Genomic DNA, 23,119 nt, shown 5'->3' on the forward strand with positions numbered 1-23,119 from the left:
GGAGGACCGAACCGACTACCGTTGAAAAGTTAGCGGATGACCTGTGGATCGGAGTGAAAGGCTAATCAAGCTCGGAGATAGCTGGTTCTCCTCGAAAGCTATTTAGGTAGCGCCTCATGTATCACTCCAGGGGGTAGAGCACTGTTTCGGCTAGGGGGTCATCCCGACTTACCAAACCGATGCAAACTCCGAATACCTGGAAGTGCCGAGCATGGGAGACACACGGCGGGTGCTAACGTCCGTCGTGAAAAGGGAAACAACCCAGACCGTCAGCTAAGGTCCCAAAGTCATGGTTAAGTGGGAAACGATGTGGGAAGGCTTAGACAGCTAGGAGGTTGGCTTAGAAGCAGCCACCCTTTAAAGAAAGCGTAATAGCTCACTAGTCGAGTCGGCCTGCGCGGAAGATGTAACGGGGCTCAAACCATGCACCGAAGCTACGGGTGTCATCTTTGATGACGCGGTAGAGGAGCGTTCTGTAAGCCTGTGAAGGTGAGTTGAGAAGCTTGCTGGAGGTATCAGAAGTGCGAATGCTGACATGAGTAACGACAATGCGAGTGAAAAACTCGCACGCCGAAAGACCAAGGTTTCCTGCGCAACGTTAATCGACGCAGGGTTAGTCGGTCCCTAAGGCGAGGCTGAAAAGCGTAGTCGATGGAAAACAGGTTAATATTCCTGTACTTCCAGTTATTGCGATGGAGGGACGGAGAAGGTTAGGCCAGCCTGGCGTTGGTTGTCCAGGTTTAAGGTGGTAGGCTGAAATCTTAGGCAAATCCGGGATTTCAAGGCCGAGAGCTGATGACGAGTTGCCTTTAGGCGACGAAGTGGTTGATACCATGCTTCCAAGAAAAGCTCCTAAGCTTCAGATAACTGGGAACCGTACCCCAAACCGACACAGGTGGTTAGGTAGAGAATACCAAGGCGCTTGAGAGAACTCGGGTGAAGGAACTAGGCAAAATGGCACCGTAACTTCGGGAGAAGGTGCGCCGGCGAGGGTGAAGGACTTGCTCCGTAAGCCCATGCCGGTCGAAGATACCAGGCCGCTGCGACTGTTTATTAAAAACACAGCACTCTGCAAACACGAAAGTGGACGTATAGGGTGTGACGCCTGCCCGGTGCCGGAAGGTTAATTGATGGGGTTAGCGCAAGCGAAGCTCTTGATCGAAGCCCCGGTAAACGGCGGCCGTAACTATAACGGTCCTAAGGTAGCGAAATTCCTTGTCGGGTAAGTTCCGACCTGCACGAATGGCGTAACGATGGCGGCGCTGTCTCCACCCGAGACTCAGTGAAATTGAAATCGCTGTGAAGATGCAGTGTATCCGCGGCTAGACGGAAAGACCCCGTGAACCTTTACTATAGCTTTGCACTGGACTTTGAATTTGCTTGTGTAGGATAGGTGGGAGGCTTTGAAGTGGGGACGCCAGTTCTCATGGAGCCATCCTTGAAATACCACCCTGGCAACTTTGAGGTTCTAACTCAGGTCCGTTATCCGGATCGAGGACAGTGTATGGTGGGTAGTTTGACTGGGGCGGTCTCCTCCCAAAGAGTAACGGAGGAGTACGAAGGTGCGCTCAGACCGGTCGGAAATCGGTCGTAGAGTATAAAGGCAAAAGCGCGCTTGACTGCGAGACAAACACGTCGAGCAGGTACGAAAGTAGGTCTTAGTGATCCGGTGGTTCTGTATGGAAGGGCCATCGCTCAACGGATAAAAGGTACTCCGGGGATAACAGGCTGATACCGCCCAAGAGTTCATATCGACGGCGGTGTTTGGCACCTCGATGTCGGCTCATCACATCCTGGGGCTGAAGCCGGTCCCAAGGGTATGGCTGTTCGCCATTTAAAGTGGTACGCGAGCTGGGTTTAGAACGTCGTGAGACAGTTCGGTCCCTATCTGCCGTGGACGTTTGAGATTTGAGAGGGGCTGCTCCTAGTACGAGAGGACCGGAGTGGACGAACCTCTGGTGTTCCGGTTGTCACGCCAGTGGCATTGCCGGGTAGCTATGTTCGGAAGAGATAACCGCTGAAAGCATCTAAGCGGGAAACTTGCCTCAAGATGAGATCTCACTGGGATCTTGAATCCCCTGAAGGGCCGTCGAAGACTACGACGTTGATAGGTTGGGTGTGTAAGCGCTGTGAGGCGTTGAGCTAACCAATACTAATTGCCCGTGAGGCTTGACCATATAACACCCAAGCAATTTGCTAACGCAGATTGCGGTGGTGAAGACGAAGCAACCGAAAGTTCGCAACATCACAAATATCGCATATCCGAATTCGCTGGGCTGTCCATCTGGACATTCTGGCAACAGAATTTCTTGACGACCATAGAGCATTGGAACCACCTGATCCCATCCCGAACTCAGCAGTGAAACGATGCATCGCCGATGGTAGTGTGGGGTTTCCCCATGTGAGAGTAGGTCATCGTCAAGATTCATTTCGCAAAACCCCTATCTGCGCATGCAGGTAGGGGTTTTGTCTTTGTGGCGCAAAAATTCCCGGGCATACGCAGTCCCTGTGGGAGCGGGTTCACCCGCGAACACTGGCATAGCCGGTGCCATCCACCACGTCGCCCGCTTCGCGGCGGTTCGACGCCTCGACACGCCTGCTCCCACCCCGACCGCAAAATACCCAGGTTGCGACAATATTCCCGTCACATTCACGTGACTTTCCCGCATCCACCCTACGTCAAGACTTTGGTTCGGGGCACTCTTGGCCCCGGGCTGAGCGATGCCAGCGTACCGTGCTGCGCATTTCCGGACTTCCACCGTCCCATCACTTGAGGTAGCAAGCAAGATGGCCAAGGCCGCCGATGTCGTTGTGCAATGCCTGGAAAACGAAGGTGTCGAGTATGTATTCGGTATTCCCGGTGAAGAAAACCTCGATCTGCTGGAATCCCTGCGCAAGTCGAAGATCAAGCTGGTACTTACCCGTCACGAGCAGTCCGCAGGCTTCATGGCTGCCACCTATGGTCGCCTGACCGGTAAGACTGGCGTCAGCCTGTCGACCCTCGGCCCTGGCGCCACCAACCTGGTCACCGCCAGCGCCTACGCCTACCTGGGCGGCATGCCGATGATGATGATCACCGGCCAGAAGCCGATCAAGAAGTCCAAGCAGGGCCGTTTCCAGATCATCGACGTGTGCGGCATGATGGACCCCATCACCAAGTACACCCACCAGTTCGCCTCCGCCGACAACATCCCGGCCCGTATGCGCGAAGCCTTCCGCCTGGCCGAAGAGGAGAAGCCGGGTGCCGTGCACCTGGAGCTGCCGGAAGACATCGCCGCCGAGCAGACCGAAAGCCTGCCGATTCCGCCTAGCCTGAGCCGCCGCCCGCTGGCCGAGCACAAGGCCATCGAAGCCGCCGTGGAAAAACTGCAGAAAGCTCGCAACCCGATCCTGGTGATCGGCGCCGGCGCCAACCGCAAGATGACCGCCAAGGTCCTCAAGCAGCTGATCGACAAGACCGGCATCCCGTTCATCACCACCCAGATGGGCAAAGGTGTGGTCGACGAGCGCCACCCACGCTTCCTGGGCAACGCCGCACTGTCGTCGGGCGACTTCGTGCACCGCGCCGTCGAAGCCGCCGACCTGATCGTCAACATCGGCCACGACGTGATCGAGAAGCCACCGTTCTTCATGGTCCGTGGCGGCACCGAGGTCATCCACATCAACTTCCGCTCCGCCGAAGTTGATGCCGTGTACTTCCCGCAGGTGGAAGTGATCGGTGACATCGCCAACGCCGTGTGGCAGATCAGCGAAGCGCTGACAGAAACCACACACTGGGACTTCACCCGCCTGATGGCGATCCGTGAAGCGAACGAAACGCAGATCGCCGAAGGTGCCGACGACAACCGTTTCCCGGTCTATCCGCAGCGCCTTGTGGCCGACATCCGTCGCGTGCTCCCGTCCGAAGGCATCGTTGCCCTGGACAACGGCATCTACAAGATCTGGTTCGCCCGCAACTACAAGGCGCACAAGCCAAACACCGTACTGCTGGACAACGCCCTGGCGACCATGGGCGCCGGCCTTCCATCGGCCATGGCCGCGCATCTGGTACACCCGGACCGCCCGGTGATCTCGGTTTGCGGCGACGGCGGTTTCATGATGAACAGCCAGGAGCTGGAAACTGCGGTACGCCTGGGCATGCACATCACCGTGGTGATCCTGCGTGACGACGGCTACGGCATGATTCGCTGGAAGCAGGCCAACATGGGCTTCACCGATTTCGGCCTGGACTACGGCAACCCGGACTTCGTCAAGTACGCCGAAGCCTACGGTGCCAACGGCCACCGCGTGGAAAGCGCCGAAGGCCTGCTGCCGCTGCTGGAGCACTGCATCAAGACCCCTGGCGTGCACGTGATCGACTGCCCGGTCGATTACAGCGAGAACGACCGCATCCTCAATAGCGAGCTGCGTGAGCGCGCGCTGGCGGTGTAAGGTGTAACGGCTTTATTGACATCAACCCGGCCACCACAGATATCTCCCGATCCTGTGGTGGCCAGTTGGTGCTAATTAACAACCTCCTCACGCATCTCTTGATTGATCATTCTCATGTTCCCAACTCATTGAGAACACGAGACCATGACCATCGGCTCAACACACAACCATCCTGCTGATCTGGCTATCGAGCCATCCCTGTCCGTAAAGCCGTGGGCTGCGCGTTACCCTAACCCTCCTGATCTTTGCTTTGATTATCGCCGTCTACTCGAACAAGAGGGCGGAGTTGCATACGCCACTCAGCCGGATCACCGGATATGTATTGTCGGTGCTGGTGTTACCGGGCTAACTGCAGCCCGAGAATTGCTACGTTGCGGCTTTACCCGTATCACCTTGATCGAGCAGTCCCGACGTGTGGGTGGGCGTCACCTTACGCTGGTGAATAACGCAGGAAATCACAAGCAACCTGTAACCCCTTTTGAAATGGGGGAGCAACGTGGCTGAACCCATATCGCCTTATATCGATACCTGAAACATTCGCATACAGCGTTGGATGACTGATCGAAACGCGCTTGGCTGCGCAAAGTTGTATCGGGCTGGGACCTATTACGATGCAGTGAGCCTGATGAAGTACAACCGTGATCTGAGTGCCAGTTCAGGGTTGTATCTGGCTGGAGAGTCCTTCTCTGTTGACGCCGGCTGGACCGAGCCGTGTTTACGCACGGCGCTTGATGTGGTCATCAACCTATGCAACAGAACATCGGCATCGTTCAATGGTGGCTTTACCCTGAACCACTACCCACGTTATCAAGCTGGGAAATAGCTGCATCCGGGAGTTTTTGTGGGGAATTTCCTACTGGAACACTTCTCTTGTCCTTCGATCCCATAGGAACTCCCCGACTGTCACTCCCCCGCCCAACCCCGCTTTACTGGCGCCCTTCCAAAACAACCATAAAAGGAAGCCGCCATGTCTGAACACTGCACGCCCGTTAGCCCCGTACGTATCGCTGTCATCCAGTACGACCCTCAGGTCGGGCTGGAGCATTGCGATGGCAACCTGAGCAAGGGCCTGGCATTGGCCCGGTGCGCGGCGCGTGAAGGCGCCAACCTGATCGTGCTACCCGAGCTGGCCAACACCGGCTACACCTTCCACACGCGTGCAGAGGCCTATGCCCATGCCGAAACGCTGGAGGAGGGGCGCAGCCTGAAAGCCTGGGCGGATTTCGCCAAGGAGTACCAGGTATATCTGGCTGCGGGTTTTGCCGAACGCGAGGGACTGAAACTTTTCGACAGTGCCGCACTGTTCGGTCCGCAAGGCTTGCTCGGGCATTACCGCAAGGCGCACCTGTGGAACCAGGAAAAGCTCTGGTTCACCCCTGGTGACCTGGGCTTCCCAGTGTTCGAGACACCGATCGGCCGTATCGGCCTGCTGATCTGCTGGGATATCTGGTTCCCGGAAGTGCCGCGGCTGATGGCTGCGCAAGGCGCCGACATCATCTGCAGCCTGAACAACTGGGTATGGACGCCGCCACCGCTGTTCGATGAATCAGGGCGCTGCATGGCGTCCTACCTGACCATGACGGCGGCACACGCCAACAACGTCTATATCGCTGCCGCCAATCGCATAGGTAGCGAGCGGGGTGGTCGCTTCCTGGGCTGTTCACTGATTGCCGGTACCAATGGCTGGCCTATTGGCGAGGTGGCCAGTGCAGAGGAGGAGGGTATTCTCTACGCCGATGTCGACCTCAGCAGCGCCCGCTCGGCGCCGATCTGGAACAGCCTCAACGACTTGCCGCGGGACAGGCGCACCGATCTTTACGATGCGACGCTTGGCTATCGCCTTCATGCACCTATGCCCCGCTGAGGAGTTGCACATGAAAACGCAACTCTTCCCCAACCGGCAGCGTTCGTCGGTGTTGATCCTTGCCTGCCTGCTGGTGCTGCTGGCCGCCAGCCTCGTACAGGGCCAATGGCCGGACTACACGCAATTGGCAGCGACGCTTGATCAGCCGCTAAGCCGCTTGCGTTGGATAGTTGGTGATATCAGCGAAGTGGCCTTCTATAAGCACGAGTTGCCCGCCCTGGGCTTGCTACTGGGAGCTTGCCTGGCGCATTGGGCCCATGTGCATGGGTATCGCTGGCACGGCTTTGCCATCTGCTACGGCAGCGGACTATGGCCGTGGGTGTTCACCAGTTCACTGCTGGGCTTGTTGCTCAGTCACGCGTTGTGGGGATGGACCTTGGCCAGTGGCACCTGGCAACCAACCTTCGTTGCTTTCGTATCCTTGCCAGCAGCCATGGTGCTGTTGTTTGGTGCGGGTTGGCAGGTGACCATCACCGGCGCACTGCTGGGAGCGCTGTTGGTAACACCAGCCAGCCTGTTGATGGTCAACTACCTGTGCTATCCCCTGCAGTTGCCGGTGGTAGTCGGCAACGTAAGTGGCATGGCGCTGGCAAGCGTGATTGCGTTCATGCTGTGCTGGCGCTTTCCATCATGGGTACGGCCCAGCCACCCGACCGCCGCACCTGAATCCGATGCGGCCCAGCCCGACTTCGGTGTGGCCTGGACCTTGCGGCGTGTACTGGCCGATTTCAGCGAAGCGCCATTCTTCGGTAATGAACTGGCCAGCCTCGGGCTACTGTTGGGGGTGTTCCTGGCATACATGCTGGCCCCCGCTGCGCCAGTCTACGGTTCGCTGCTGCTGATACCGCTGGTTGCCGGGCAGGCGCTGGCATCACTGGTGGGAGTCGTGTTCTGGCGTCGCCAATGGCAGGCGCGAGGCTGGTACCCCACTTACATTCCCATCGTCTCTATCGTACCTGCCGCTGTGCTCACCCACGGTGGAGGCTGGCAAGTGGTCGTAGCCAGTGCAGTGCTGGGCGCGCTGGTAGCGCCACCGTTGGCAGTGGCCATCAGTCAGCGCTTGCCGGCCTACATGCATGGTTACATCGGCAATGTAGTGTCGATGGCCATCAGCACACTGGCGATCGTTCCGCTGGTCGGGCTGCTTGCTGGAGGTGGCGTATGAAAGCGCATGCAAACCTGCCCAAGTTGGCGATTGCCAGCCTTGGAGGGACGGTGAGCATGCGGGCAAGTGCGAGCGAATGGGGGGTGATGCCCAAGCTTGACTGCGATGAACAACTGGCCGAGTTGCCGCAACTGCGTGAGATGGCCCAGCTTGAAGCTGCCACTCTGGGTCTGCTCCCCAGTGCCTCGCTGGGCTTTGCGGCGATGCTCGAGGTGCTGGCCTGGGCCCGGGGCGAGGTGGCTCGCGGAGCACACGCGGTGATACTGACCCAAGGTACCGACAGCCTCGAGGAAACGGCGTATTTCCTCGATCTGCTCTGGCCGTTCGATGCGCCATTGGTAATGACCGGTGCCATGCGCGCGGCCAGCCAGCCGGGCAACGACGGCCCGGCCAACCTGCTGGCTGCGGCGCAGGTTGCACTGGCGCCGGGCAGCCGTGGGCGCGGCGTTCTGGTACTGATGAATGATCAGGTTCACTGTGCTGCAAGGGTTCGCAAGACGGCAAGCCTCGCGATGGCTGCATTCGAATCGCCCGGGTGTGGAGCGCTGGGCGATGTTGTGGAAGGTGCCGTGGAATATCGTCAGCCACCTGGCCCACGAGAGGTGCTGCCGTTACCGCATCGCACCGAGCACCGGGTTGCAATGCTGGAAGCGTGCCTGGACGCAGATACGGCGTTGTTGAAGGCTACAGCGGCACTGGGCTACGAGGGGCTGGTCATCGCCGGTTTTGGTGCCGGCCACGTTTCCAGTAGCTGGTCCGAAGTGCTTGGCCATCTCGCGCCTACCTTGCCAGTGATTGTTGCTACCCGCACAGGCAGTGGCCCAACAGCCACGGCCTCTTACGGTTTTGCCGGTGCCGAGATCGATCTGCAGAGCAAGGGGGTACATATGGCGGGGCAGTTGTGTCCGCGCAAGTGTCGCATTCTGCTATGGCTGTTGATCGGAACTGGCAGGCAGCAGCTGCTGCATGGCTGGTTGCCACGTTAAGCAATCTGCCCGCAAAGCTGTAAGCGCGGGCAGCCCTTCGGGCGTTGCTGTGCTAGGGTGCACACACTTTTGCTTCCCAGGATGTTCACCCATGCTCCCCGCACTCAGCGAAAAAGAACTCGACCGCCTCGAAGACCTGCTGATCACCTACGGCAATGACTACTCGGTACTCAACCTGGCCGAGCTCAATGGCTTTTTCACTGCACTGGCCAGCTCACCGACCACTGTCACCCCGGAACAGTGGCTGCCCTCGGTGGCTGGTGGCAAGGTGCCGAAATTCAAGAAGCCGGCGCATGAAGAGGCGTATACGGCATTGATGCTGCGCTATGCCAGCCAGGTGGCGGAGGAGTTGGGGGACGACGTCGATCACTTCGAGCCGCTGTTCGAGGAAAGTGAAGGCGAGGCAGGCACGGTAGTCGTGATGGAGGAATGGTGCTTCGGCTATATGCGCGGCACCCAGGTCGCTGGCTGGGCCGAGCTGCCGCCGGAGCAGGACCAACTGCTCAAGGCCATTTCGCTGCATGGGCTGGAGGACAACTTCGAGTTGCTGGACCAGATGAGCGAAGCGGATATCCAGGCCTGCGTGCCTCAGGTGACCGAGGCAGCACGCAGGCTTTACCGTTACCACCGGCTGCAGGATTGACCTCTATGAGTAACCCCATCACCGACCAGGAGTTGGACGAGCTGGGAGAGCTGCTTTTCAAGTATGGCAATGATGACGCGATACTTGATGTCAGTGAACTCGATGGCTTTGTGAATGCCCTATGCAGCTCGCCGCATATGCTGCCACCAAGTGAGTGGCTGCCGGAGGTTTCTGGCGGCAAATTGCCTCGGTTCAAAAGCAAGGCCCAGGCTCAGCGCTACACGGATTTGATCATCAAGTTTTACAATACCGTCGCGATCATGCTCAGCGAAGCCACGGATGAGCTGAATCTGTTCTTTGAGGTCAGAGATACTGCGCAGGGCGAAATTGTAGTGCTTGAAGAGTGGTGCTTCGGGTACATGCGGGGTGTTCGTTTGGGACGATGGACAGAATTACCTGCCCATCTTCAAAAATATCTCGACGCTATTGCCTTGCACGGTTCGGAGGAAAATTTTTCCGTCCTGGACAAGATGAGCCTCGAAGAACACCAAGCCACTGTGTCGTTGGTGGTAGATGCTGTGCATGTTCTTTACCTCTACCAACGGCAGCAGCGATTGGGCTGATTTCTCTGATTTAGCAGGGACCTGTGGGAGCGGCTTTAGCCGCGAACACCGGCGCAGCCGGTGCCAGGCACCGCGTTGGATTCTTCGCGGCTAAAGCCGTTCCCACGGGAGGGTGTAGTGCTTTTGGAGCGGGCTTGCCCGCGAGGAGGCCAGAAGCCTGAGTGCATTATTCCGCTCCGCGAAATTATGGTTTCCCCGCCACACGGATTCTGCTGCCAGCCGAACCGGTGCAGCATGTGCTCCACCAGCCCACCCCGGTGCTGATCAGGAGCCAAGCCAATGTCGAACCCGATCAAGCTTTACAACTTCCCCAAGTCCGGCCACGCCCATCGCATCGAGCTGATGCTTTCGCTGCTGAACCTGCCCACCGAGCTGGTGTTCGTCGACCTGGCCAAAGGCGCGCACAAGCAGCCGGACTTCCTGGCCCTCAACCCGTTCGGCCAGGTCCCGGTCATAGACGACAACGGCACGGTGATCGCCGACTCCAATGCCATCCTGGTGTACCTGGCCAAGAAGTACGACAACGGCACTTGGCTCCCCGAGGAGCCCGCTGCCGCCGCCCGCGTCCAGCGCTGGCTGTCGGTCGCTGCCGGTCCGTTGGCCTTCGGCCCTGCTGCCGCGCGTCTGGTCACGGTGTTCGGAGCCTCGTTCAACACCGACGAAGTGATTACCCGCGCCCATACCCTGCTGAAGGTGATCGACGCCGAGCTGGCCAAAACGCCCTTCCTGGCCGGTAGCACACCCACCATCGCCGATATCGCCAACTACTCCTACATCGCCCACGCACCGGAGGGCAATGTGTCGCTGGAGCCCTATGCCAACGTACGCAGCTGGCTGGCGCGGATCGAGGCGCTGCCGCGCTTCGTGCCCATGCCACGCACCGTGATCGGCCTGCAGACCAGCGCCTGATATCCCGCCACTGCGAGGAACGCCGCCATGCAACAGAACCCGGACCACCACTCCTCGCCCTGGCATGCGGGGGAGAAGACCCTGCAGGAAAAAGCCGGTGTCTCGGAGCGCATGGAGGCGTTCGGGCAGAAGGTCATTCGTGACTACATGCCCGACCAGCATCGTATTTTCTATCACCAGTTGCCGTTCATGGTCGCCGCCAGCGTGGACGCACTGGGGCGGCCCTGGGCAACGCTGCTGGAAGGGCCGGAAGGTTTCGTCAGCTCGCCGGACCCGCGCCAGCTGACGATCGACACTCAACTGCCAGCAGACGATCCCGCCACCCCGGGGCTGGCTGCCGGGCAGGCGGTCGGCCTGCTGGGGATCGAATTGCACACCCGCCGGCGCAACCGCCTCAACGGCCAGATCCACCAGGCCGGCGACGGGCAACTGCAGGTGACTGTGGAGCAGTCGTTCGGCAACTGCCCGCAGTACATCCAGCTGCGTGACTACACCCGTGTCGCGGAACCCGCCCAAGGGCGTGTCGATGCGACGACACTCGATGCCTCGGCTGTCAGCATGATCCAGGCAGCCGACACCTTCTTTGTCGCCAGCTATGTCGAGCATGTCGACGGCCAGCGTTCGGTGGATGTCTCTCACCGTGGCGGGCGGCCCGGGTTCATCAAGGTCGAAGGCAATCGCCTGACCATCCCCGACTATGCTGGCAACCTGCACTTCAACACCTTGGGCAACCTGCTGGTGAACCCGCAAGCAGGGTTGCTATTCATCGATTTCAGCAACGGCAACGTGTTGCAGCTATACGGGCATGTCGAGTTGCTGCTGGACAGCCCCGCCATCCAGGCGTTCGAAGGCGCCGAGCGCTTGTGGACGCTGGAGGTCGAGCAGGTGGTGCGGCGCCCGGCTGCCGTTTCCCTGCGTTGGGCCTTCAAGGAGTACGCCCCGACCAGCCTGATGACCGGCACCTGGGCCGAGGCCGACATACGTCTGCAGCAACGCCAGCGGCAGCGCCAATGGCATGCCTGGCGTGTGCTGCGGGTGGAGCAGGAAAGCCGTGAGATCCGCTCGTTCTACCTTGAGCCTCCTGCTGGCAGTGCGATGGCCTTTGCGCCCGGGCAGCATGTTCCGGTGCAAGTCCAGCTCGACGGTGAGGCGGCGCTGATCCGCACCTACAGCCTGTCCAGCGCGCCTTCCGACGGTTACCTGCGCATCAGCGTCAAAGCCCAGGGTCGGGCCTCGCGGCACCTGCATGAGCACGTCGTGGCAGGCGATGTGCTGAACGTGCGCTCGCCGATGGGCAGCTTCACGCTGGACCAGCAGAGTACGCGGCCGCTGGTGCTGATCGGCGCGGGTGTGGGTATCACGCCGTTACTGGCCATGCTGCGCGAGCAGTTGAGCAAGGGGCAGGCACGGCGCATTCATCTGTTCCATGGTGCGCGCAGCCTGGCCGACCTGCCGTTCCGTGAGGAGCTGGCAAGTTTGCGGCAACAGGCCGGCGGCCTGCTGCACGTGTACTGCGCCCTGAGCCAGCCGGAAGAGCATGCGCTGGCGGGGCGTGATTACGAGTTTGCCGGTCGGCTGGGTATCGAGCAGGTCAAGGCGACGCTGGCGCTGGACGACTACGATTTCTACCTGTGCGGCCCAGGCAGTTTTACCCAGGACCTGTATGAAGGGCTGCGTGGGCTGCATGTGCCGGATGCGCGGATTCATGCCGAAGCCTTTGGCCCGTCAACGCTCCGGCGGCACACCGACGATGACCAGCCCACCCTGCAACAGCCGCCCGCGGCCAGCGAGCCGGTGCCGGTGTACTTTGCGGCTTCGGCCAAGGAGGCGCGCTGGGCGCCTGGTAGCGGGACGCTGCTGGAGCTGGCCGAGGCTCGCGGATTGTCGCCGGAGTTCAGTTGCCGAGGTGGGTCGTGTGGTACCTGCAAGACACGGTTGGTCAGTGGCCGGGTGCATTACCCGAATCCGCCGGCGGAAATGCCGGAAAGTGGGACTGCGCTAATCTGTTGCGCGATACCGGCGCGGGTGGAGGAGGGAGGGCAGGCGTTGGTACTGGATATCTGATATGCCTTTACCGACTCATCGCCGGCAAGCCAGCTCTCATAGAACAACACATGACTCATTGGTTCGGCGAGGTTCTGTAGGAGCAGCCTTGTGCTGCGAAGAGGCCGGGGCTGACAAAGCCTGTCTACTGGCTGTACCGGCCTCTTCGCAGCACAAGGCTGCTCCTACAAAGGACGCGTCAGACGAGCGATATTGGTTCTCTGCGCGAAAGCGCAGCCCAAAGGGCTGGGCAATCTCCCACAGGTACTCCACCGTTGCCGAAACCTGTGGAGTACCTGTGAGAGCTGGCTTGCCGGCGATGAGGTCAGAACAGGCAACACAAAACGCCCAGATGAAAGATAATCCCGGCACTTCATAGCCTCCCAGGAACCCGCATGGACCAGATCCACCTGATGAAGGTGTTCGTCGCCGTAGGCGAGCTGGAAAGCTTCGCCGCCGCTGCCCGCCGTCTGGACATCTCCCCTGCCGCAGTCACCCGCGCCGTCAGCGCCCTGGAGGATCAGCTGGGGGTCAAACTGCTGCTGCGCACCACCCGCAGCGTACGCCTGACCGAAGCCGGTGGCCGCTATCTGGAAGACACCCGCCATATCCTCGCCAGCATCAACGAGGCCAACGAAGCCGCCGCCGGCATCAACGCCACGCCCAAGGGCGACCTGGCCGTCACCGCGCCCATCCTGTTCGGCAAGAAGTTCGTCATGCCGTGCATCGTCCACTACCTGCAGCAGTACCCCGAGGTTGACGTTTCCGCCTACTTCCTCGACCGCATCGTCAACATGGTCGAAGAGGGCATGGATGTGGCCGTTCGTATCGGCCCCTTGCCCGACTCCGGGCTCAAAGCACTGCGGGTGGGCAGGGTACGGCGCATGCTGTGCGCCTCTCCCGAGTACCTGGCGCGCCACGGCGTGCCGAAGCACCCGTCCGACCTGGCGGGGCATGCGGTGATCGGCACCACCAACCTGTCGCCGCGAGCCGGCTGGCGTTTCGGAGTAACCGATGAACCAACGTTGGTGCGCATGAAGCCTCGCTTGACGGTGACCAGCAATGACGGGGCAATCGCTGCCGCCAGCGGCGGGTTGGGCATTGCCCGCCTGCTGTCGTATCAGGTAGCGGATGAGGTGGCCAGTGGGCAGTTGCAGGTGATCCTTGCCGAATACGAAGAGGCGCCGTGGCCAATCCATATACTGCACCGGGAGAGCAAGTACGGTTCGGCCAAGGTCCGCGCCTTCATTGACATGCTGGCGCAGGCGCTGAGGGCTCGGCAGCTGGACTGATTCAACCGAGCAGGGTGAATGTAAAGCAACCTGGGCACTGCTGTTCCAGCCACTCCTTGGCGCGTTCGCTCAGGAAATACCCACGATAGACATCCCCTTTGAATAAATCGGCTTGCTCGTCGGCCTTGAGCACCTTGAGATACTGGCCGAGGTCGGCAGGGTCATGCTGCGGGTCCTTGAGCAGGTAGAGCTTGCCCACCACGAATGCCTGCCAGTACTCCGGCATACGTGCGGCAAGCTCAGGGTCATGGGGCAGGGAATCGATGATCCAGGTCGGCTCGCCTTCCAGATCGAGGTATTCGGTAATGGGTTTGCTGGTATCCCAGTGCAGCCAGTCGATGTGCACGATATGGGTCTTCTCCAGGTGCTCGTAACGCCCGACCCCCTTCAGCCCGCTTTTTTCCAGGGCTTCCTTGACCGGCTGGGTGAGCACCAGAGAACCCGAACGTATGTAGGCGGCCGGGGTATACGGGCCGGCGCGCTTGATGCTGTCTACATCGGTATCTTCGTCCCAGGCGATCATGCCCTGGACCAGTGCCGCGCCCCAGTCTCCCCAAGGCGTTGGCGCGTTGTCTAAATGGTAGATATTCATACCAGGCCCCGAGATCTTGCCGTTCGTGCCGTAGCTATGTTCATGGGCGGACCTTGATCCTGGCTGGTCATTCAGGCGAACTGAATGAAGAAGAAACCGGCGTCGTCGCCTTGCTTGCCACGGCGTGCCTGCATGTCCACGAACAGATAGCCGTTACCTTCGCCGAACAGCCCCGCATGCTGAGGGCTGGCTTCGGCCACGTCAGCATCTATCAGTTGCATCATGAACATGTAGCGCGTTGGTTCGTAGATCGGGTCCTGCAGCCAGCAGGGCCTACCGCTGGGTTTGCTCAGGCCGATCCCGCTGTCCTCATCCTGATGTTCCTCGTCATGCTCTTCGTCAGTCATTTCTTCGAAATCTATGAACGCTCGCTCCAGCAGCAAAGGGGGATTGGCGGGTTCCAGTGGCTGGCTGGCGAGTTCATGCAGGATGACCCGGGCAAAGCCGCTACTGAGGACGTTCAGCAGTTCGGCTTGTTGATTGACCGTATAGCGACGCTGGAGAGGGCGGCTGAAACTGCCATCCTGATGTTGCTCGACGGCGAGGAAAACCGTGATGGCCATGCCGGGTGGGACAAACATGGCCGGTTGGAAACGCTCGCTCAGGGTCAGGATGGGCGTCATCAACATGCCGGTTTCCGGGTTTTTCGGCCACAAGGAGAGGTCCTTGAGCAAAGCCGCGCCACCGATCTGGCCGAAGCCGCGATCTTGTTGGGACAAGAGGATTTTCTTCATGGCTGGTAACACCCTTTGCGCTTGCGGACGACTTGGCGTAGCGACTGGTAGTCCGCGATTTCGGTTACCACTCGAACAGCCCTACGAAGTTTTTCTGGTCCACAGGGCCGCTTGAGCAACTGGCGCCACGTGCCAGGATGGAAGGCTCGAGGCGGTTGCCCATCTGGCGAACAGCCTGGTACTGGCTATCGCAACGTCCGGGCAGCGACAGGGCTGGCTGCACATGGCTGACAATGATGATCTGCACACCATTGAACTGTTCCACGCGAGGCTTGCCTCCATCCCTATCCGGGCTGAATTGGCAGGGCCAGGGCATGTCCAGCTCTAGCAGTGATGCATCGGAGCTGCGCAGTGCGCAACGACCTTCGTGGTTCACAAGTGCAAGCTTGTGCCCGGCAAGGATAACTTCAGGCCCCGCATTCGATGACGGGGCGGGCGCATGCGCGCATGCATTCAGGGCGATTGCAGCCAGCAGCGTCGGCAGGGCTTTGGACACACGCTTCATTTCAGTTCCCCAGAACCGGCCTGCGGGAACAGCGCTGAAAGCAACGGCGATTCATTCACCAGAATTCGATCTCCTATCGGCCCTGGGGAGGGCGTGTGCCTGTGCGGAGTTGTTAATGTGCACAGGTGCGAAACTTACATAAAGTGCCAAAGTGATATCGCGCTGGCAGGCACTTCGAAGTCGGGTTTTATGGTTTATTCATTCGCAATTGTCAAGGTAAGCTAGCCGCGCTCTACGGTTTTCAAGGACGACAGCGCTCACTCATATGAATGGATCGAAGTTTCAAAAGGGTCAGGAACTGCAAAGATTTCTTTCCCGCTATTTCGGCGTTTTCATCGCCGAGTTCCAGCTGTCCTGCTTTGCCATTGGCGGCAGTGTTTCACTGGTGTTCTCCACCTGGCTGCGCAGCCCGGACCAGTCGCTGTCGGTACTGGCCCTGGCGCTGGCATGCACGGTGAGCGCCGCTTCGCATATCGCGCTGGTGCGTGGATACGCCTGGGGCCTGCGGGGGCTGATCGGCCTGAACGGGCTGGCCGTGTTGGCCGCGCTGCCGAGCTACGCTTACCGGCCGCACATGGGCGGCTACGTCTCGGTTTTGCTGTTCGGGCTGCTGGCCTTGCTGGTCATCAATACCCAGCGCTACCGGGAAATGCGCGTGCGCCTGGTGGGCTACCGGGACATTCGCAGGGCCAACCGCCAGGCGGCGAAAGCTGCCAAGTAACGTGTTTTCGCTGATGTAACGAGGCTTCTGGATGAATTTGCGCCGCATGCCTATCGGGTTCGCTGGTTTGCTGTTGCCATTGCTTGCTGCGTGCAACGGGCACAAGGTCGAGCGCGTGGTGGTTTATGAGAACAATGTCCATCACTGGCGCATCGAGCACGTGGTGGCGCAGAACTGGCCGGTGGGGCCTCGTCAGTACTACGAGGTGTTTCTCAAGGACCGCTTGCTGATCCTGCCTGCCAATGTCTTCAACGACGAGCGCGACATTAGTGAGTTCGTTGCTGCGGGCGGTTTCGACATCAGCAACTGGCGCAACGACACGGTCATCGTGGCGTTCGAGAACGTGCAAAAGCGCGAGGGCGGCAACGAGCATTTTATCCGCTCGCTGATGATCACCCCGGAGTACAAGGAAGGGGAGGTGATACTGACTGACATGGCGACCCATATGCAGATCGTGGTGCAGCGGGTGGAGCCGGTTGGGGAGGGGAAGTAGCAGGGCAGTGGTGTTATAGACAGGCAAATGAACTAGCTATGGATGTCACCGGCATTTGTGGGAGCGGGCAAGCCCGCGAAGCAGGCGACGCGGTGTATGGCACCGGCTGCGCCGGTGTTCGCGGCTAAAGCCGCTCCCACAGGTACAGCGTGAACCCGAAGCCAACGCAGTACCTGTGGGAGCGGGCAAGCCCGTGAAGCAGGCGGTGCGGTGCATGGTACCGGCTGCACCGGTGTTCGCGGCCACGGCCGCTCCCACAGGTACAGCGTGAGCTCGAAGCCAGCGCAGTACCTGTGGGAGCGGGTTCACCCGCGAAGAGGCCCGCCCAGGCAAACCAGCCGCTTAAACCCCATGCAACCGCAGCGCCCGCTGCGCACACTCCCGCCAACTCAACTTCGGCTTCTCTACCGGCGGCAGCTGTTGCACTTCCCCAGCCAGCACCACCGGCATATCCCGCATCCTCACCCAAGGCTCACTCTGCCAATACAACAACGTCGCGCTCCGCCCCCCAGGCCAGCACATCTGCCCCAGTCGCGGGACATCTTCCACCCCGTCTTCCTGCCGATCACGCAACACCGCCACCACCTCATGCGTCAGCCACCAACGCAGATGCCGGTTCTCCGGCACATGGTGATGGCCAACAAGGTATAGGCCCCGGATTCGCTGACCATCGTGGTTTCCTGGTACTTGCCATAGCGCAGCAACTGCACGGAGCGGTACTGATCCGGGTCGAGTTTGCGCATGCAGTGTTCGTCGTAGAAGTGACCACTCAGCCGGCCGAGTTCGTGGGCGCAAAACCAGGCTTGGGATTCGAGCCAGAGGGTGTGGAGGGGGCGGTTGTGGCGGGTGAATAGGGTAGGTGTATTGAAACTGTTCATCTTGGCCATCCTGATTTGGAGAGCCGCTGCTAACGGGAACGGAATACCGCTGCGTGAGCGTTCTTAAGCGCCAACAGACGTTATCGCGACGATACAAAAGTCACAATGAGAACCTTGTAGGAAGCTTCCTCTTCGGCATTTTTCCTGCCAATAAAAAAGGCTGCCAATCGGCAGCCTTCTCTATGCTTCGCCCGGACTATCAATCCCAGCTCAACGCCCCGCCAGTCTGATACTCGATCACACGCGTCTCAAAGAAGTTCTTCTCTTTCTTCAAGTCCATGATCTCGCTCATCCAAGGGAACGGGTTGGTAGTCCCTGGGTACTCTTCCTTCAGGCCAATCTGGGTCAGGCGACGGTTGGCGATGAACTTGAGGTAGTCTTCCATCATCGCTGCGTTCATGCCCAGCACGCCGCGAGGCATGGTGTCACGGGCGTATTCGATCTCCAGCTGGGTCCCTTGCAGGATCATCTGGGTCGCTTCTTCCTTCATCGCCGCGTCCCACAGGTGCGGGTTCTCGATCTTGATCTGGTTGATCACGTCGATACCGAAGTTCAGGTGCATCGACTCGTCACGCAGGATGTACTGGAACTGCTCGGCCACGCCGGTCATCTTGTTGCGGCGGCCCATGGACAGGATCTGGGTGAAGCCGCAGTAGAAGAAGATGCCTTCCAGTACGCAGTAGTAGGCGATCAGGTTGCGCAGCAGCTCTTTGTCGGTTTCGACGGTGCCGGTGTTGAATTCCGGGTCGGAGATGGCGCGGGTGTACTTCAGGCCCCAGGCGGCTTTCTTCGCTACCGACGGGATCTCGTGGTACATGTTGAAGATCTCGCCTTCATCCATGCCCAGCGACTCGATGCAGTACTGGTAGGCGTGGGTGTGGATCGCCTCTTCGAAGGCCTGGCGCAGGATGTACTGGCGGCACTCCGGGTTGGTGATCAGGCGGTACACGGCCAGGGCCAGGTTGTTGGCTACCAGCGAGTCGGCAGTGGAGAAGAAGCCGAGGTTGCGCATGACGATGCGACGCTCGTCTTCGGTCAGGCCGTCCATGCTCTTCCACAGGGCGATGTCGGCGGTCATGTTGACCTCTTGCGGCATCCAGTGGTTGGCGCAGCCGTCCAGGTACTTCTGCCAGGCCCAGTCGTACTTGAACGGTACCAGCTGGTTGAGGTCGGCGCGGCAGTTGATCATGCGCTTTTCGTCAACACGCACGCGGGCGCTGGAGCCTTCCAGCTCGGCCAGGCCTTCGGCGATGTCGAGGTCGTTCAGGGCAGCCTTGGCGCGCTTGACGGCGTCGGAGTCGTCGGCGGTGGCGGCACGGGCTTCCAGGGCGGCGGCACCACCGGCGCTGTCGAGCTTGTCGAGGGTGGCGGCGGCAGCGGCCTGCGCAGGGGTGTTGCCTTTGGCGGCTACTTCGCCGTCTTCTTTATCGAATTCGTCCCAACTCAGCATGGTGAGATGCTCCTGCTTGAGGGCCATCTATCAAGTATGGCCGGTGGATCTTGGTTGCGGTGCGGTGCACGCAAATCTGAGGTGCCCGAAAAGGGCTGGCCGCGGCTTTGCAGCCACGGCTTGTTGTGTCTTGCTGTGGAGAGGCGGCGGGAGTGCCGGCCTCATCGCGGGTGAACCCGCTCCCACAGGGTCCGCAGTGGTGCGGAAAACGCGTTGAGGCTTCCCGCAGGAAGCCTCGGCCTGGCCTTACTGGCAGGCTTCGCAATCCGGCTCGTCGATCGCGCAGGCCTTCGGCACTGGCGCAGGGCCGGCTGCCTGGACCGGGGCGCTGTCGCCACCGCTGGAAACGGCGTTGAGCTTGCCGGTGTTGATGGTCGACTTCTCGGTGCTGGTCGCGGCCAGGGCACGGAGGTAGTAGGTGGTCTTCAGACCACGGTACCAGGCCATGCGGTAGGTCACGTCCAGCTTCTTGCCCGAGGCGCCGGCGATGTACAGGTTCAGCGACTGGGCCTGGTCGATCCACTTCTGGCGACGCGAGGCGGCATCGACGATCCACTTGGTCTCGACTTCGAACGCGGTGGCGTACAGGTCCTTCAGCTCTTGCGGAATACGCTCGATCTGCTGCACCGAACCGTCGTAGTACTTCAGGTCGTTGATCATTACCGAGTCCCACAGGCCACGGGCCTTCAGGTCGCGGACCAGGTACGGGTTGATCACGGTGAACTCGCCCGACAGGTTCGATTTCACGTACAGGTTCTGGTAGGTCGGCTCGATGGACTGCGACACGCCGGTGATGTTGGCGATGGTCGCGGTCGGCGCGATGGCCATGATGTTCGAGTTACGAATACCTTTCTTGACGCGCTCGCGCACCGGGGCCCAGTCCAGGGACTCTTCCAGGTTGACGTCGATGTACTTGGCGCCACGGGCCTCGATCAGGATCTGTTGCGAATCCAGCGGCAGGATGCCCTTGGACCACAGCGAACCCTGGAAGGTCTCGTACGCACCGCGCTCGTCGGCCAGGTCGCAGGACGCCTGGATGGCGTAGAAGCTGACCGCTTCCATCGACTTGTCGGCGAACTCGACGGCAGCATCGGAGCCGTACGGAATGTGCTGCAGGTACAGCGCATCCTGGAAGCCCATGATGCCCAGGCCGACCGGGCGGTGCTTGAAGTTCGAGTTACGCGCTTGCGGCACCGAGTAGTAGTTGATGTCGATCACGTTGTCGAGCATGCGCACGGCGGTGTTCACGGTGCGTTGCAGTTTGGCGGTATCCAGCTTGCCGTCGACGATGTGGTTCGGCAGGTTGATCGAGCCCAGGTTGCAGACCGCGATCTCGTCCTTGTTGGTGTTCAGGGTGATCTCGGTGCACAGGTTCGAGCTGTGGACCACGCCCACGTGCTGCTGCGGCGAACGCAGGTTGCACGGGTCCTTGAAGGTCAGCCACGGGTGGCCGGTCTCGAACAGCATCGACAGCATCTTGCGCCACAGGTCTTTGGCCTGGATGGTCTTGAACACCTTGATCTTGTTGTACTCGGTCAGGGCTTCGTAGTACTCGTAGCGCTCTTCGAAGGCCTTGCCGGTCAGGTCGTGCAGGTCTGGCACTTCCGAAGGCGAGAACAGGGTCCACTTGCCGTCATCGAAGACACGCTTCATGAACAGGTCAGGGATCCAGTTGGCGGTGTTCATGTCGTGGGTACGACGACGGTCATCACCGGTGTTCTTGCGCAGCTCGATGAATTCTTCGATGTCCAGGTGCCAGGTTTCCAGGTAGGCACACACGGCGCCCTTGCGCTTGCCACCCTGGTTGACGGCAACGGCGGTGTCGTTGACCACTTTCAGGAACGGAACCACGCCCTGGGATTTGCCGTTGGTGCCCTTGATGTAGGAGCCCAGTGCACGCACAGGGGTCCAGTCGTTGCCCAGGCCACCGGCGAATTTCGACAGCATCGCGTTGTCGTGGATCGCGTGGTAGATGCCCGACAGGTCGTCCGGCACGGTGGTCAGGTAGCAGCTGGACAGCTGCGGGCGCAGGGTGCCGGCGTTGAACAGGGTCGGGGTCGAGGCCATGTAGTCGAAGGACGACAACAGGTTGTAGAACTCGATGGCACGGGCTTCTTTGTCTTTCTCTTCCAGCGCCAGGCCCATGGCCACACGCATGAAGAACACCTGTGGCAGCTCGAAGCGCACGCCATCCTTGTGGATGAAGTAGCGGTCGTACAGAGTCTGCAGGCCCAGGTAGGTGAATTGCTGGTCACGCTCGTGGTCGATGGCCTTGCCCAGGCGCTCCAGGTCGTAGCCTTTCAGGGCCGGGTCCAGCAGCTCGAACTCGACGCCTTTCTCGACATAGGCCGGCAGGGCCTTGGCGTACAGGTCGGCCATTTCGTGGTGGGTGGCGCTCTCGGCCACGTTCAGGAAGCCCAGGCCTTCGGCACGCAGGGTGTCCATCAGCAGGCGGGCGGTCACGAACGAGTAGTTCGGCTCGCGCTCTACCAGGGTACGGGCGGTCATCACCAGGGCAGTGTTGACGTCCTTGATGGCCACGCCGTCGTACAGGTTCTTCAGGGTATCGCGCTGGATCAGGTCGCCATCGACTTCGGCCAGGCCTTCGCAGGCTTCGCTGATGATGGTGTTCAGGCGGGCCATGTCGAGCGGCGCCAGGCTGCCGTCGGCCAGGGTGATGCGGATGGTCGGGTGCGGCTCGACCACGGACTCGGCGTTCACGCGGGTGGCACGCTCCTTGGCGCGCTGCTCGCGGTAGATCACGTAGTCACGGGCGACTTTCTGCTCGCCGGCGCGCATCAGGGCCAGTTCGACCTGGTCCTGGATTTCTTCGATGTGGATGGTGCCACCCGATGGCATGCGACGCTTGAACGTGGCGGTGACCTGCTCGGTCAGGCGCGCGACGGTGTCGTGGATGCGCGACGAAGCGGCGGCGGTGCCGCCTTCAACTGCGAGGAACGCCTTGGTGATGGCCACGGTGATCTTGTCGTCGGTGTAGGGGACGACAGTGCCGTTACGCTTGATCACGCGCAGTTGGCCGGGAGCGGTGGCGGCCAGATCCTGGTTGGAATCGGCGGCCTGCGGCACCTTGGCCTGCGGGTTCTCGCGAGTTGTGTCGGTTTGCATGGGTGGGTGTCTCCACAGTTTCTATATTGTTCAGGCGCCTTTTGGGCGCCCACCGTTCCGTCCACTTGCTCGATGGCCTGGCGGGGATGGGCAATGCATGCGCATCCGCCCGCGCGGGCGTACCAACTTCGGGACAGACTCAGGAAAAAGGGGCAATGGCTCGCCGCTCCCTGGCCGAAGTCAAAGGTTCTGGGCCGGGCCCAAAAACTGTTGCTGATGGATGCCAGGCCTGGCCTGCAACACCCATACCCGAACAAGGCCCTGGAGGGGCTTGCCTCGGTCGCCTCCGCAGGAGCGGTTTGGCTGCTGGAATCACTTGAAGTTCACCCGATAAATCGCTTGATTTTGCGGGTTGACTTTTGTGTGTGATTTTGCACGAAACCCTATATCTAGTGGTTCGCTGCGATCGGGATACAAGATAATGCGGTATCGGGGGCTTTGCAAGGCGAGCGCCTGTGGATAACTTGTGCGTACTTTGTGAGTGAATGGTGGGTATTCGCTGTAGGCCTTGTGCCAAGTGGTTTGCAGTATTTTTCTGCGTCTTGCAGCCCCGGGGCAGAATTTTTCGGGCGCGAACCCTATCACAAAAAACGGTTCAGTCGAGGGGCTGCGAGGCGGCTTGGCAGTGCCGGGGGTGGGACGTAGTATCCGAAGCAGATGTTGCCTTTTGGTTAAAGGGTTATGTTGCCTGCACCGACCCCTTCGCAGCACAAGGCTGCTCCTA

17 protein-coding genes, 2 rRNA genes and 2 pseudogenes (1 of these 21 cut by a window edge) are annotated in these 23,119 nt (G+C 60.2%); 15 read left to right on the plus strand and 6 right to left on the minus strand.

What is annotated here, in order from left to right:
* The 13 genes and pseudogenes from IMX18_RS03375 to IMX18_RS03430 all read left to right on the plus strand — a co-directional run.
* Positions 1 to 2,177: ribosomal RNA gene (locus IMX18_RS03375) — 23S ribosomal RNA — on the plus strand; it begins 715 nt to the left of the window's first position.
* Positions 2,178 to 2,308: 131 nt separating this feature from the next.
* Positions 2,309 to 2,424: ribosomal RNA gene (gene rrf, locus IMX18_RS03380) — 5S ribosomal RNA — on the plus strand.
* Between the two features lie 363 nt (positions 2,425 to 2,787).
* Positions 2,788 to 4,431 carry an acetolactate synthase large subunit gene (locus IMX18_RS03385; protein ID WP_015271514.1) on the plus strand — a complete coding sequence of 548 codons (1,644 nt, stop codon included), beginning with the start codon at positions 2,788 to 2,790 and terminating at the stop codon, positions 4,429 to 4,431.
* Positions 4,432 to 4,575: 144 nt separating this feature from the next.
* Positions 4,576 to 4,929, plus strand: a pseudogene (locus IMX18_RS27895) (FAD-dependent oxidoreductase); the annotation flags it as partial.
* Positions 4,922 to 5,254 (plus strand): annotated as a pseudogene (locus tag IMX18_RS28330) (FAD-dependent oxidoreductase); the annotation flags it as partial. The pseudogenes IMX18_RS27895 and IMX18_RS28330, both read left to right, overlap by 8 nt.
* 144 nt (positions 5,255 to 5,398) lie before the next feature.
* The gene (locus IMX18_RS03395) at positions 5,399 to 6,295 is read left to right on the plus strand and encodes a nitrilase family protein (protein WP_054571840.1); all 897 of its coding nucleotides are present in this window, start codon (positions 5,399 to 5,401) and stop codon (positions 6,293 to 6,295) included.
* A gap of 10 nt (positions 6,296 to 6,305) precedes the next feature.
* Positions 6,306 to 7,460 carry a hypothetical protein gene (locus IMX18_RS03400; RefSeq protein ID WP_015271512.1) on the plus strand — a complete coding sequence of 385 codons (1,155 nt, stop codon included), beginning with the start codon at positions 6,306 to 6,308 and terminating at the stop codon, positions 7,458 to 7,460.
* Positions 7,457 to 8,446, plus strand: a complete 990-nt coding sequence (locus tag IMX18_RS03405) for an asparaginase (protein WP_015271511.1) — start codon at positions 7,457 to 7,459, stop codon at positions 8,444 to 8,446. Before IMX18_RS03400 ends, IMX18_RS03405 begins: the two co-directional genes overlap by 4 nt.
* A 91-nt stretch (positions 8,447 to 8,537) precedes the next feature.
* Positions 8,538 to 9,089 carry a UPF0149 family protein gene (locus IMX18_RS03410; RefSeq protein WP_015271510.1) on the plus strand — a complete coding sequence of 184 codons (552 nt, stop codon included), beginning with the start codon at positions 8,538 to 8,540 and terminating at the stop codon, positions 9,087 to 9,089.
* Positions 9,090 to 9,094: 5 nt separating this feature from the next.
* The gene (locus tag IMX18_RS03415) at positions 9,095 to 9,652 is read left to right on the plus strand and encodes a UPF0149 family protein (RefSeq protein WP_015271509.1); all 558 of its coding nucleotides are present in this window, start codon (positions 9,095 to 9,097) and stop codon (positions 9,650 to 9,652) included.
* Positions 9,653 to 9,931: 279 nt separating this feature from the next.
* Positions 9,932 to 10,561, plus strand: a complete 630-nt coding sequence (locus IMX18_RS03420) for a glutathione S-transferase family protein (protein ID WP_015271508.1) — start codon at positions 9,932 to 9,934, stop codon at positions 10,559 to 10,561.
* A 27-nt stretch (positions 10,562 to 10,588) separates the two neighbouring features.
* Positions 10,589 to 12,625 carry a pyridoxamine 5'-phosphate oxidase family protein gene (locus IMX18_RS03425; RefSeq protein ID WP_217190953.1) on the plus strand — a complete coding sequence of 679 codons (2,037 nt, stop codon included), beginning with the start codon at positions 10,589 to 10,591 and terminating at the stop codon, positions 12,623 to 12,625.
* Positions 12,626 to 12,999: 374 nt separating this feature from the next.
* Positions 13,000 to 13,896 (plus strand): LysR family transcriptional regulator, encoded by an 897-nt coding sequence (locus IMX18_RS03430; protein WP_015271506.1) that lies wholly within the window; start codon positions 13,000 to 13,002, stop codon positions 13,894 to 13,896.
* Position 13,897: 1 nt separating this feature from the next.
* On the opposite strand, the gene IMX18_RS03435 is transcribed toward IMX18_RS03430, so the two are convergent.
* The 3 genes from IMX18_RS03435 to IMX18_RS03445 form a co-directional block, all read right to left on the minus strand.
* Entirely contained in the window at positions 13,898 to 14,488 is a 591-nt protein-coding gene (locus IMX18_RS03435) for a hypothetical protein (protein WP_170304005.1), read from the minus strand.
* Positions 14,489 to 14,559: 71 nt separating this feature from the next.
* Positions 14,560 to 15,207 carry a hypothetical protein gene (locus tag IMX18_RS03440; protein ID WP_223997998.1) on the minus strand — a complete coding sequence of 216 codons (648 nt, stop codon included), beginning with the start codon at positions 15,205 to 15,207 and terminating at the stop codon, positions 14,560 to 14,562.
* A 79-nt stretch (positions 15,208 to 15,286) separates the two neighbouring features.
* Positions 15,287 to 15,487, minus strand: a complete 201-nt coding sequence (locus IMX18_RS03445; protein WP_052329232.1) for a hypothetical protein — start codon at positions 15,485 to 15,487, stop codon at positions 15,287 to 15,289.
* A 505-nt stretch (positions 15,488 to 15,992) separates the two neighbouring features.
* Between IMX18_RS03445 and IMX18_RS03450 the strand changes: the two genes are divergently transcribed.
* Entirely contained in the window at positions 15,993 to 16,448 is a 456-nt protein-coding gene (locus IMX18_RS03450; protein WP_015271502.1) for a hypothetical protein, read from the plus strand.
* A 31-nt stretch (positions 16,449 to 16,479) separates the two neighbouring features.
* Complete coding sequence (locus tag IMX18_RS03455; protein ID WP_085721554.1) at positions 16,480 to 16,941, plus strand: hypothetical protein; 462 nt, start codon at positions 16,480 to 16,482, stop codon at positions 16,939 to 16,941.
* Between the two features lie 593 nt (positions 16,942 to 17,534).
* Here IMX18_RS03455 and IMX18_RS27905 read toward each other — a convergent pair.
* From IMX18_RS27905 to IMX18_RS03470, 3 genes are all read right to left on the minus strand, one after another.
* Positions 17,535 to 17,819: a BRO-N domain-containing protein gene (locus IMX18_RS27905; protein WP_224765897.1), complete on the minus strand. Its 285-nt coding sequence runs from the start codon at positions 17,817 to 17,819 to the stop codon at positions 17,535 to 17,537.
* A gap of 199 nt (positions 17,820 to 18,018) precedes the next feature.
* Positions 18,019 to 19,269 (minus strand): ribonucleotide-diphosphate reductase subunit beta, encoded by a 1,251-nt coding sequence (locus IMX18_RS03465; RefSeq protein WP_015271500.1) that lies wholly within the window; start codon positions 19,267 to 19,269, stop codon positions 18,019 to 18,021.
* Between the two features lie 246 nt (positions 19,270 to 19,515).
* Positions 19,516 to 22,395, minus strand: a complete 2,880-nt coding sequence (locus IMX18_RS03470; protein ID WP_015271499.1) for a ribonucleoside-diphosphate reductase subunit alpha — start codon at positions 22,393 to 22,395, stop codon at positions 19,516 to 19,518.
* Between the last annotated feature and the right edge of the window lie 724 nt (positions 22,396 to 23,119).

The sequence above is a fragment of the Pseudomonas shirazica genome (assembly GCF_015168335.1).
Lineage (GTDB): Bacteria > Pseudomonadota > Gammaproteobacteria > Pseudomonadales > Pseudomonadaceae > Aquipseudomonas > Aquipseudomonas asiatica.